Here is a 12,046-nt window from a genome sequence, read left to right as displayed (position 1 = left end):
TGGCGTTCATGCTTTTATTAACATCCTGAAAATTGAATATTAAATCAATAACTCATTGTTATATATGGAAATTAAATATGTTGTTAAAGGATCTATAAGTTACAAAAGTACTTCTTAGTTTCGATTGAATCTACCCCCACTTTCCTATTTTTAGCCGTTGTTATACTCACCTCGAATTTAATCAGGACAGCAATTTAACTGGGAACTACCTGAATAAACATCGGCAATACGGCTAATTGAACAGCCGCTTTGACGCACAGATTTTTAATTCCTGCTGGAGGGGTGATTTTGAAAACTATAACCACTGATGTGGCGGTTGTCGGAGCGGGTGGTGCCGGTCTTCGTGCAGCAATTGCCGCGGCAGAAGCCAACCCTGAACTGAATATCGCACTGATATCTAAAGTTTACCCAATGCGTTCTCACACTGTCGCAGCTGAAGGCGGTTCTGCCGCAGTTATCAAAGAAGAAGACAGTCTTGATAACCACTTCAATGACACAGTGTCTGGTGGCGACTGGTTGTGTGAACAGGACGTGGTGGAGTATTTCGTCGAAAATGCTACCCGCGAAATGACCCAATTGGAACTGTGGGGCTGCCCATGGAGCCGTAAACCTAACGGTGAAGTAAACGTTCGCCGTTTCGGTGGGATGAAAATCGAGCGTACCTGGTTCGCTGCCGATAAAACCGGTTTCCATATGCTGCACACCCTGTTCCAGACCTCTATGAAGTACCAGAGTATCGTCCGTTATGACGAATACTTCGTGCTGGATCTGGTCGTTGTTAACAATGAAGTGCAAGGGGTCATCGCCCTGTCTATCGCCGAAGGCGAACTGGTGTGCTTCAAAGCGAAATCTGTGATCCTGGCAACCGGTGGTGCGGGTCGTGTTTATCACTTCAATACCAACGGCGGCATCGTGACTGGTGACGGTATGGCCATTGCTTATCGTCACGGTGTAGCGCTGCGGGATATGGAGTTTGTGCAATACCACCCGACAGGTCTGCCAGGCACCGGTATTCTGATGACCGAAGGTTGCCGCGGTGAAGGCGGTATCATGGTCAACAAGAATGGCTACCGTTACTTGCAGGATTACGGCCTCGGCCCGGAAACACCTGTCGGTCATCCGAAAAACAAATATATGGAACTGGGTCCTCGTGACAAGGTTTCTCAGGCGTTCTGGCATGAACAGCAGAAAGGCAACACCATCAAGCATCCGCTGGGTGATGTAGTCCACCTGGATCTGCGTCATCTGGGCGCTGATTACCTCAAAGAACGTCTGCCCTTCATCTGTGAACTGGCCAAGGCCTATGTGAACGTTGACCCGGTTAAAGAACCTATCCCAATTCGTCCTACTGCGCACTACACCATGGGCGGTCTGGAAACTGATGGCAAAACTGAAACTAGCATCAAAGGTCTGTTTGCCGTAGGGGAGTGTTCCTCCGTGGGTCTGCACGGTGCGAACCGTCTGGGTTCTAACTCACTGGCTGAGCTGGTGGTCTTTGGTCGTCTGGCGGGTGAAACTGCCGCACAGCGCGCCGCCGAGTTCCAGGGCTGGGATTTCCATGCCATTGAACAACAGGCTGAAGCGGCTGAAGCGCGTGTTAACGCCTTGCTCGAGCAGAAAGGTACTGAAAACTGGTCAGATATCCGCACTGAAATGTGTAAGAGCATGGAAGCGGGCTGTGGTATCTACCGCGATGAAGCCGGTATGCAAGCCACCGTCGACAAGCTGGCCGAGCTGCATGAACGCTATAAGTGCATTCAGGTGACAGACAAGAGCAAGGTGTTCAACACCGATCTGCTGTACGCCATTGAAGTTGGCTTTGGTCTGGATGTCGCAACGGCGATGGCCCATTCCGCTATTCAACGTCGTGAATCTCGCGGTGCGCATCAGCGTCTCGACGCCGGTTGCACTGAACGTAATGACCAGGATTTCCTGAAACATTCACTGGCGTTCTACCAGGACAGCAAAGTGCCCGCCATTAAATATGGCGATGTGAAAATCACCAAGTCTCAACCTAAAGCACGCCTGTATGGTGATGCCGCTAAACAACAGGAGAAAGCGTAATGGATAAGCTGCAGACAGTTAACGTCCTTCGCTACGATCCAGCGAAAGATGAAGAGCCATACCTGGAAACCTTCAAGGTACCGGCCAACGATACCACTTCCGTACAGGATGCGCTGGCTTACATCAAAGACAATCTGGATAAATCCTTGTCTTACCGCTGGTCTTGCCGCATGGCGATCTGTGGTTCTTGCGGTGTGATGGTCAACAATGTGCCGAAACTGGCCTGTAAGACCTTCCTGCGTGATTATCCAGAAGGTTTGACGTTGGAACCACTGGCAAACTTTGCTATCGAGAAAGATCTGGTGGTTGATAAATCCCCGTTCCTCGAACGTCTGGAAGCGATTAAGCCTTACATTATTGGCAATGATCGTAAGCCAGAAGACGGCCCTAACCTGCAAACACCTGCGCAGATGGCTAAGTACAAGCAGTTTGCGGGTTGTATCAACTGTGGCCTGTGTTATGCCGCTTGTCCTCAATTTGGTCTGAACCCAGAGTTTATCGGCCCTGCTGCCTTGACGCTGGCTCGCCGTTATAACCTGGACAGCCGTGACCACGGTAAAGCTGAGCGTATGAAGCTGATCAACGGTAAAGACGGTGCCTGGGGTTGTACCTTTGTGGGCTATTGTTCCGAAGTTTGTCCAAAACACGTTGACCCGGCCGCAGCCGTAAACCAGAGCAAGGTAGAGTCCTCTAAGGACTTCCTGATTGCCATGCTGAGACCACAGGAGGCTTAACATGCAAAACCGTAAACCTTATGTCCGGCCGATCCATCGCACCTGGTTTGCCGAAAACAACTTTTTCAGCTGGTATATGGTGCGTGAACTGACCATTGTGCCTCTGATTATCTTTACGCTGAGCCTGACTTATGGCTTGTATGCGCTGGTATCAGGCCGTGAAGCTTTTGACGCCTGGCTTGCATTCTGTGCCAACCCGGTAATGTTGGTGATCAACGTGCTGGCAATGTTGGGGGCTTTATATCATGCCAAGACTTTCTTTAGCATGATGCCAAAGGTCATGCCCATCAAAGTGGGCGACAAGAAAGTCTCCGATGGTACTGTCGTTGCGGTGCAATGGGTGTTGGTGCTGGTGGTTTCTGCAGCCATTCTGGCTCTGGTATAAGAGGAACAAGATTATGATGAATTATGCTCCTAAACGTTCTGATGAACCGATCTGGTGGGGCCTGTTTGGCGCTGGTGGTACTTGGTTTGCGATCCTGACCCCAGTAACGGTATTGCTGATGGGCATTTTGTTGCCACTGCATGGCCTGGGTATTGTCGACCTGAGTTATGACAGTTTAGTCAGCTTTGTGAGTTCTCCTGTTGGCGCGATTTTTACGGTACTGACATTGTCATTGCCTATGTGGCATGCGATGCACCGCGTACATCATGGCTTGCATGATTTGCAAGTTCATGTGGGTGCGGTAGGTAAATATGCCTGTTATGTCGTGGCTGCCCTGGTAACTCTTTTGGCGGTAGTTTGGGTGTTAATGCTAGCGTAATTACTTTCCCAAGCTGATGAGGGTGCCAAGGCGGCGAGATGATACATTTCGCCACCGCGGCACCCTTGTTTGTTTATAAAACCTGGCACATCAATTATGCTTACACCGATAGCTGCTATACGGCTAGTTTCAGACCCAACAGGATGATTTATGGCTGTAATCCCGCGTTTTCATTTTCGCAAACCGATGAATTTCAAGAAGCACTTCATCACCAGTATGTTGCTGGCGATGGCGTGGATCATCACCATCATGGCCATCATGGTGTTCCAGCTGTTGAAGTCGACTCATGACGAGAGTTTACAGCAGCGCGGTTTGGAAATGGCGAGCATTCTGGCGCGGGACCCGGTGGTGATCGAGGCGGTAGAACGTGCTAACCGTGAGTCGGGTGTTTCGATTCGTTCCTATATTGAAAATCTGCGGGCAGAAACGGAAGTGTCCTTTATCGTGGTGGTTAACAAGGACGCGATTCGCCTGAGTCATCCGGTGGCTGAAAAGGTCGGCAAAAAATTTGTCGGTGATGATATTCAGCCAGTGCTCAAACAAGGGATTAAACACAGTACCTACGCCGTTGGTTCGCTAGGAATGGCGATTCGCAGTTTTGCCCCGGTAAAAGTGAACGGCGAAGTGATTGGTGCCGTATGTGTCGGCATTCTGAAAGGTGAAGTCAGTCATCTGTTTATCGAGCGCCATGCCCATCTGCTGCTATTAGTGTTGCTGGTGCTGGTGGTCACGGTAGTGTTGATCATTGTGGTGCTGTCTAAATTGAAACGCACCATGCAGGATCTGGAACCGGAATTAGTGGTCAATCGTTTGATGGAACATGACCGCATTTTCAACGCCATCCGCGATCCGATTGTTTCGGTCGATAATGCGTTTTTGATTACGGCTATCAATGACATGGCTACCAAAATTCTGGCCATGGGAGGCATGGGAAAACAGGATTATATCGGTCAGCCGCTATCGCGTTTCTCTTCGGCGTTAGACAAAATTGCCCGCGCGGGTCATGGACAGGCTTATTCCGGCAATTTACGTCTGGGCAAACTGGATTACCGGGTGTGTATCTACCCACTACAAGCGGCTCAGGAACAGCACGGCTATGTGATCTTTTTCCTGGCCGACATGGAGCTCAACGATCTCCGCAAAGAGCTGATTTATTACAAAAATTATGCCGAACTTTTGCGTAGTAAAACACATGAATATTCGAATAAACTCAATGTATTATCTGGTATGTTGCAACTTAAACATTATGATGAGGCCATAGAGTTTATTGATCGCGAGAGCAAAGGCCATCAGCATATTATTGGCAATTTGGTGCGCTCCATTCAGAACAGTCTGGTGGCATCGCTGCTGCTTGCCAAATACAACAAAGCCGCAGAGATGGGCATTAAATATGAACTCGACGAGGATAATATCCTCCAAGATTACAGTAAGTTAGTGTCAGAAAAGTTGGCAACCATACTGGGTAATCTGATTGATAATGCGATTCTGGCCGCCTGGAATAATCGGCAAAATGTCACCCCATTGGTACATGTTTATGTCAGCGATCGCAGCCAACATGTTATTCTAGAAGTACAGGATACTGGTGCCGGTATCGCATCGGAACTCGCTGATAATATTCTCGATTATGGTGTTACCAGCAAAAAAGAGCAGGAACAGACGGGAGTGGGGCTGTATCTGGTCAATGAATTGGTGAAACAGTTCCGGGGCAGTATTGACTGGGAACGCACTGAAGATAACACCACTCTATTCTCCATCTATCTAGATAAGAGCGAAATCAAGCGCTATGAATCAGAAAGTCACTACCATGATTATTGAGGATGATCCTAGGGCTAGTTACGCCCTGGAATCGACCATTAACCAGCACTCGGACTTTGAGGTGGTAGCTGTAAGCGAAACCTATGCCGACGCGCTGATGCATTACGAATTGTACAAGCCACAATTGGTATTTGTGGATATCACTTTGCCCGATGGTAACGGTATTGATGTGATCCAGAAGCTGCGTCACGATGGTGCCAACTGTTATTTTATCATGACCACTGCTGAACGTGATGCCACCACGGTGGAACAGGCCGTACAATTGGGGATCAGTGATTATCTGGTAAAACCGCTGCGGATGTCACGGGTACGGCAGGCGCTGGATGACTACAAATTATACCGGCAAAAACTGGCAACCCATGAAACGGTAGATCAGGGGGCAATTGATCAGATCCTGGGTAAGCGTAGTCCGACACCTGTGCGGCGCACACCCAAAGGCATTGATGCGACCACCCTCGATACGCTGAAAAAGATCCTCAAAGATGAAAAGCTGACCGATTTTTCGGTGGACGATATGAGCGAGCGTATGAATGTCAGCCGTATCACTGTGCGCCGTTATCTGGAATATCTGGAATCGGAAGGCGTGGTGAAAATGGTCCTCAATTACAAGACCGGCGGTCGCCCGCGGCGACTGTATCAACTGACCGATATTAATCTGCTGGATTAATCATCTGTTAAAATAACGCATAGAGCCCCGCATTACTGCGGGGTTTTTGTTGCCCCGCATTAACCGCCGTGAATGGGGGGCTATCTGGTTAGGCAAGCCGCGCGCTTGCCATACACTGTTCTGCAATTTAAGCCTCAATGCTGACAAACCTCCGCTAATACTGCCCAACATCGCGACATTCGTCTGATACCAAACTCCGTGGTGGTAGCAGTGGATAATGCAACCGCCCCGCGCTGTTACGTTATACTTTATCAGGCATATATCGATGCGAATTCAGATTGGTTTTGGGTATCACTATTGCTGCCATGCCACGTACGTTATCAAGCGATCGTATTCACGACCTGGAGCACTCCGCTCAAGGTTTAAACGACGCTGAAGTCTCACAGCGACAGGCCCGCTATGGCCGGAATCTGATTGCCGAGCGCCATCAAGGCAGTTGGCGCGCATTGATTATGGATACCCTGAAAGATCCGATGCTGTGGTTCTTACTGGTGACCAGTATCCTGTTTGCATTCACTCAGCAATATACCGAAGCGGTGATACTGTTAATGGCTCTTATTCCATTCCTAGGAATGGATGCCTACCTGCATCGCCGCACGCAGGCGTCAACGGAGAGTCTCGGTCGGCGTCTGGCATCACAGGCACGAGTGCTGCGCAACGGCAAGGAACTGTCTCTCAACACTATTGAACTGGTGCCTGGCGATATTGTGCTGTTGGCCCCGGGCGACACCATTCCTGCTGATGGCGTATTTGTCTCAGTGCAGGCTTTTCAGGTGGATGAATCAACCCTCACCGGAGAGGCTTTTCCCATTCGTAAACAGGCGTTGGAAACTTCGTTGCAGTTGCAACCCTCCGCACGGATCGCGGAACAGCATTGGGGGTTTGCTGGCACCAATACGCTGACCGGCAGTGCCCGAATGATGGTGACCCGCACCGGGAAAACGACGGTTTATGGCGAGATTATCCAGTCAGTCATCCACGGAAGCCATACGCTTACGCCACTGCAGCAGGCGGTGTCCAGGTTAGTTAAGCGACTGTTGATTATCGCCAGCATTATCTGCGTGCTTCTCGCTATCACTCGACTGTATCAGGGGCATGACCTTATCGACGCATTGTTGAGTGGCCTGACTCTGGCGGTGGCCGCGTTACCAGAAGAGTTTCCGGTGGTACTGACCTTCTTTCTTGGGGTGGGGGTTTATCGCCTGGCGCAGCGTCAGGCACTGGTGAAACGTGCGGTGGTCGTGGAGAATATTGGCCGGGTTTCCTGCATCTGTACTGACAAAACCGGAACCTTGACCGAGGGGCGGTTGCAGTTGACCCATCAGTTGACTGCAACTGGTGTAGATGGGCAGCGGCTGCTGACGATTGCGGCCTATGCATCGCGCCCGGATACCGGTGATCCAATGGATCAAGCCATCCTTGCCATTGCAACAGCTGTTCCTCACACCATCCTCAATACTTTTCCGTTTACCGAAGACCGTAAACGTGAGACTGCGGTAGTGCTGGAATCGCAGCAACACCTGGTTGCGGTTAAAGGAGCGCCAGAGACGATTCTCGCGCAATGTCAGCTTGCCGATGACGAATTGCATTATTGGCAGCAGCAGGTAGACCAGCTGGCAAGTGCCGGTCATAAAGTGATTGCCTGCGCCTGGCGAGAGCTCGATGCTGCAACCGAGTTCGATGTCGAACCGGAACAGCAGTTTCGTATTGCCGGATTACTGGCTTTTGAAGACCCATTACGTGAAGGGGTAAGGTCGGCGGTAGATACCTGCCAGCGGGCTGGCATTCGCGTGATTATGGTAACCGGCGATCACCCGATTACTGCCACGGCCATTGCCAAGGAAATCGGTCTGCATCAGGGGCACCCTCGAGTGATGGAGGGTGAGACGCTGGCAACTCAGTTAGCGCAAGGCGACACGGCAGCGCTTGATGCCGTTGATGTTATTGCGCGAGCTATTCCGGCACAAAAGCTTGCGTTGGTGCGCAGCCTCAAACAGCGGGGGGAGATCGTGGCGGTAACGGGGGATGGCATCAATGATGTACCGGCAATCCAGTCTGCAGATATCGGCATCGCTATGGGCGCGCGTGGCACTCGCAGCGCCCACGAGGCCGCCGCTATTATTTTGCTGGATGACAACTTTCGCAGTATCGTGCAGGCGATTGCTGAGGGGCGCCAGCTTTTCAGCAATTTGCGACTCAGTTTTGAGTACTTGTTATTGATCCATATTCCGTTGGTAGTCACCGCTGCACTTATCCCGTTCCTTGACTATCCAATGTTGTACTTACCCATTCATATCGTGTGGCTGGAGATGCTGATTCATCCGACGGCGTTGTTGGTATTTCAAAATAGTGCGGTCACGGCAGATTTACGCCAAACGCGACCCGATGCTCCGGCACAATTTTTCTCCTGGCGCCAATGGCTGCTCATTGTTATCAGCGGCATGCTGGTTACGCTGCTCATTACATTTGCCTATATTCGCAGCTTCGGCGTATTGCAGGATGTGGCGCATGCCAGAGCCATGGCATTGGTGGTATTAACCAGCGCCAGTACGGGGATCACGATAGCGCTGAGTCGATTGCGTACAGTTACCGCGAAGGTGATTGTGCTGCTGAATATGCTTAGCAGTGTGTTACTCATCCAGTTACCTCCACTTGCTGCGCTGTTACATTTGTCGCCATTACATCTGGATGACTGGTTAATTGCATTAGCCGGTGGGTTAATGGCGGCACTTTTGCCATTTATCAAAGAGTTAAAAACGCCTAGTTGAGGTAGTAACGGCCAAGTTGTCAGCTGCAAGACAGCGGTTTTAGTGTGAAGTGACAGCGCAATTTTTCATCTCTTCTCGCGGCTATCTATACTTAAAAAGTAGTTCAGCGATGTACAAAAAACGTCAGTTTGGCTGCCGGCATGGTAATAAAAGCGGTAACAACATTTCCAAGAGGCACACCCTCAACGGCAGATGATGTCAGGCGTCCACTGGCGTCGCAGTGTGTCTCTAACGCTATTGTGAGAGGTAACTTCTGATGACTAATAAAGCAGGGTTATGGATAGATCACAAACAAGCACTTATTGTATTTCTTGCTAATGACGATGTGTCCACACAAACGATCGAATCAAATCTCGATATGCATCTTAGAGGTGTTCGCGGGTCTCGTTCAGCCACACCTTATGGTCCTCAGGATGTTATCGCGGAAGACAAAATGGAACGTAAATACCAACAGCATTTAAGCCATTACTACGATGAGGTATGCAAAGCAATCCAAGAGGTCGATTCAGTATTCGTCATGGGACCAGGCGAAGCGAAAGGTGAATTTAAAACCTACCTGCAGAAAAAAGGGCAGAAATCTGCCGCTGAGGTCGCGATGGAGACTGCTGACAAGATGACCGCCCCGCAAGTGGTCGCTAAGGTAAAGCAACACTTTTCCCATTAACTCAAATATGCAGTGATTGTCTCCTCAGACGCCTGACCACAAGCGCCTGAGGAGCAACATCTATCGCTAGCTGAAGCCACTCGTTTATTAAGCTCATAGCATAAGTTACTTTGCCAAATGCTATCAGCTGCCGGTTGGGTTCAGCTAAGGACTATCCGAGGAAATCTCAATATCTGACAACCACACTGTTGCAAGGGCGTAGTCAATCGTGGCATTACGGTAGACGAGTAACACTTTGTTTGTCCGCTATTTATTGGCTGATGTTTAATCGATTGCGCGATAACCTCACCGGCTCAGTTGTTATATGATGACGCAAGCTATTGATGCTGTTAACTTTATATTTTTCTCTGGCGAACATTTTGCGTGGGTAACTCGGCACAGGTTAAGCCACAACACTACCTTAAACTAATGTGGTTAGCATTCACGCCTAAGTAGGGATTTATCACGATGATTGCGTTGTTTTTTAAATGTTTACTTGGCGCGTTGGCGGTATTGCTGATCGCCTTGCTTTCAAAAAGCAAAAGCTTTTTTATTTCAGGATTGGTGCCGCTGTTTCCGACCTTTGCCCTGATTGCGCACTACATTGTGGGTTCAGCAAGAACCATGGCCGATCTGAGAACCACCGCGTTATTCGGCCTGTATTCATTGATCCCGTATGCCGCTTATTTGGTCGCGGTATACCAATTCAGTTATAAATTCAGTTTGACCGGAACACTGTCGTTGGCAACGCTAGTTTGGCTAATTTTTGCCTTTATCTTATTGATTTTCTGGACAAGGTTTTATCCCGCGCTGAGCTAATGACTGTGATTTTAGTCAGTAAGGTCGGGATAGCGGATGTCGCTTTGGCGGCGGGGAAACGGCGGTGGCTACTGGCGGGTTGCACTAATGTCTATGCGTCGGCATTAACGATAAAAAAGATGGCTTGAATTCCATTACAAGCCATCTTTATTGCTAATCGCCGATTACAAGGAACACAAAAAATTACGGCGGATGAAGCCCTTATTAGGCATTCATTTCAGCAATTTTGATTTTCCAGATTTCTGGACCGGTTTGATGGACGTTGTTACCTTCACTGTCCACGGCTACGGTGACTGGCATATCTTCGACATCAAATTCGTAGATAGCTTCCATACCCAGGTCAGCAAAAGCGACGGTACGTGCAGCTTTAATAGCTTTCGCTACCAGATATGCAGCACCACCGACGGCCATCAGATATACGGCTTTGTTTTTCTTGATAGACGCTACAGTTGCTGGACCACGTTCAGCTTTACCGATCATGCCCATCAGGCCAGCCTGTTCCAGCATCATGTCAGAGAACTTGTCCATGCGGGTGGAGGTTGTTGGGCCAGCTGGGCCAACCACTTCATCACCAACGGCATCAACCGGGCCAACATAGTAAATAAAGCGATTCTGGAAATCTACCGGGAAAGATTCACCTTTCGCCAGCATGTCCTGAATACGTTTATGCGCAGCGTCACGACCAGTGAGGATTTTGCCTGACAGCAGCACGGTTTCACCGGCTTTCCATTCAGCAACATCTTCTTTTTTCAGTTCGTTAACGTTAACACGGCGTACGTTGTTACCCACTTCCCAAGTCACTTCTGGCCAGTCTTCCAGTTTTGGCGGGGTCAGTGTGGCAGGGCCGTTGCCGTCCAGGGTGAAATGCACGTGACGAGTGGCGGCACAGTTAGGAATGATGCACACGGGCTTGGAAGCGGCGTGAGTTGGTGCAGTCTTGATTTTCACGTCGACGACGGTAGTAACACCGCCCAGACCCTGAGCACCGATACCGAGTTTGTTCACGCGATCGAAGATATCCAGACGCAGTTTTTCTTCAGCAGTTTCTGCACCTTTCGCCTGCAGTTCCTGAATATCAACCGGTTCCATCAGGGCTTCTTTGGCCATCAGTGCTGCTTTTTCGGCAGTACCACCGATACCAATACCCAGCATACCTGGAGGACACCAGCCGGCACCCATCAGCGGTACGGTTTTTTCTACCCACGCCGCGATATCATCAGATGGGTTCAGCATCACCATCTTAGTTTTGTTTTCGGAACCACCGCCTTTGGCAGCGATCATGATGTCAACTTTATCGCCCGCAACCATTTCCACATGCACTACCGCTGGTGCGTTAGTTTTGGTGTTTTTACGGGCACCTGCTGGATCAGCAACGACAGACTGACGCAGTGGGTTAACGGTGCTGTTATAAGCACGTTTGGTGCCTTCATCGACCATCTCCTGGACGGTCATATCGCTGTCCCACTGGACATTCATACCGATCTTCACGAAACAGGTCACAATACCGGTATCCTGACAGATTGGACGATGGCCTTCGGCCGCCATACGGGAGTTGATCAGGATCTGCGCAATTGCATCTTTAGCAGCCTGGCTCTTTTCCGCGTAGTAGGCTTTCTCCATAGCTTTGACGAAATCCAGCGGATGGTAGTAAGAGATATATTGCAGTGCGTCTTCGATACTATCGATGAAGTCCGCTTTTTTGATAATAGTCATGGCGTTCCCTTTGCTGTTATCAATGAAATACGGGCGTTAGCTCTTTAGTAACGCCCGCT

Annotated in this window: 10 protein-coding genes; 9 read left to right on the top strand and 1 reads right to left on the bottom strand. The window is 49.7% G+C overall.

The window, feature by feature from the left end; translation table 11 throughout:
• Nucleotides 1-288 precede the first annotated feature (288 nt).
• From frdA to PY479_RS14635, 9 genes are all read left to right on the top strand, one after another.
• Entirely contained in the window at nucleotides 289-2,064 is a 1,776-nt protein-coding gene (frdA, locus tag PY479_RS14675) for a fumarate reductase (quinol) flavoprotein subunit (protein WP_212594325.1), read from the top strand.
• Entirely contained in the window at nucleotides 2,064-2,798 is a 735-nt protein-coding gene (locus PY479_RS14670) for a succinate dehydrogenase/fumarate reductase iron-sulfur subunit (protein ID WP_212594324.1), read from the top strand. Before frdA ends, PY479_RS14670 begins: the two co-directional genes overlap by 1 nt.
• Before the next feature lies 1 nt (nucleotide 2,799).
• A complete protein-coding gene (gene frdC / locus PY479_RS14665; protein WP_275484213.1) occupies nucleotides 2,800-3,183 on the top strand; it encodes a fumarate reductase subunit FrdC in 384 nt (127 codons plus the stop codon).
• A gap of 13 nt (nucleotides 3,184-3,196) precedes the next feature.
• Nucleotides 3,197-3,562: a fumarate reductase subunit FrdD gene (gene frdD, locus PY479_RS14660; protein WP_212594322.1), complete on the top strand. Its 366-nt coding sequence runs from the start codon at nucleotides 3,197-3,199 to the stop codon at nucleotides 3,560-3,562.
• A gap of 150 nt (nucleotides 3,563-3,712) precedes the next feature.
• Nucleotides 3,713-5,377, top strand: a complete 1,665-nt coding sequence (locus PY479_RS14655; protein ID WP_275484212.1) for a sensor histidine kinase — start codon at nucleotides 3,713-3,715, stop codon at nucleotides 5,375-5,377.
• Nucleotides 5,346-6,044, top strand: coding sequence for a response regulator (locus tag PY479_RS14650; RefSeq protein WP_228730350.1), 699 nt, complete (start codon nucleotides 5,346-5,348; stop codon nucleotides 6,042-6,044). Before PY479_RS14655 ends, PY479_RS14650 begins: the two co-directional genes overlap by 32 nt.
• 284 nt (nucleotides 6,045-6,328) lie before the next feature.
• Nucleotides 6,329-8,812, top strand: coding sequence for a cation-transporting P-type ATPase (locus tag PY479_RS14645; protein WP_275484211.1), 2,484 nt, complete (start codon nucleotides 6,329-6,331; stop codon nucleotides 8,810-8,812).
• A 256-nt stretch (nucleotides 8,813-9,068) separates the two neighbouring features.
• The gene (locus tag PY479_RS14640) at nucleotides 9,069-9,476 is read left to right on the top strand and encodes a hypothetical protein (protein WP_212594319.1); all 408 of its coding nucleotides are present in this window, start codon (nucleotides 9,069-9,071) and stop codon (nucleotides 9,474-9,476) included.
• A gap of 447 nt (nucleotides 9,477-9,923) precedes the next feature.
• The gene (locus PY479_RS14635; protein ID WP_275484210.1) at nucleotides 9,924-10,274 is read left to right on the top strand and encodes a GlpM family protein; all 351 of its coding nucleotides are present in this window, start codon (nucleotides 9,924-9,926) and stop codon (nucleotides 10,272-10,274) included.
• Between the two features lie 204 nt (nucleotides 10,275-10,478).
• Here PY479_RS14635 and PY479_RS14630 read toward each other — a convergent pair whose 3' ends face one another.
• Nucleotides 10,479-11,987 (bottom strand): fumarate hydratase, encoded by a 1,509-nt coding sequence (locus PY479_RS14630; protein ID WP_212594317.1) that lies wholly within the window; start codon nucleotides 11,985-11,987, stop codon nucleotides 10,479-10,481.
• Between the last annotated feature and the right edge of the window lie 59 nt (nucleotides 11,988-12,046).

The sequence above is a fragment of the Shewanella sp. A32 genome (genome assembly GCF_029167175.1).
GTDB lineage: Bacteria > Pseudomonadota > Gammaproteobacteria > Enterobacterales > Shewanellaceae > Shewanella > Shewanella yunxiaonensis.
The sequence above is the reverse complement of the archived record's forward strand: the minus strand, read 5'-3'. Positions and strand labels throughout refer to the sequence as shown.

Coding starts and splice junctions, on each gene's coding strand:
- PY479_RS14670 (WP_212594324.1), top strand. CDS start 2,064: ATGGATAAGCTGCAGACAGTTAACGTCCTTCGCTACGATCCAGCGAAA.
- frdC (WP_275484213.1), top strand. CDS start 2,800: ATGCAAAACCGTAAACCTTATGTCCGGCCGATCCATCGCACCTGGTTT.
- frdD (WP_212594322.1), top strand. CDS start 3,197: ATGATGAATTATGCTCCTAAACGTTCTGATGAACCGATCTGGTGGGGC.
- PY479_RS14655 (WP_275484212.1), top strand. CDS start 3,713: ATGGCTGTAATCCCGCGTTTTCATTTTCGCAAACCGATGAATTTCAAG.
- PY479_RS14650 (WP_228730350.1), top strand. CDS start 5,346: ATGAATCAGAAAGTCACTACCATGATTATTGAGGATGATCCTAGGGCT.
- PY479_RS14640 (WP_212594319.1), top strand. CDS start 9,069: ATGACTAATAAAGCAGGGTTATGGATAGATCACAAACAAGCACTTATT.
- PY479_RS14635 (WP_275484210.1), top strand. CDS start 9,924: ATGATTGCGTTGTTTTTTAAATGTTTACTTGGCGCGTTGGCGGTATTG.
- PY479_RS14630 (WP_212594317.1), bottom strand. CDS start 11,987: ATGACTATTATCAAAAAAGCGGACTTCATCGATAGTATCGAAGACGCA.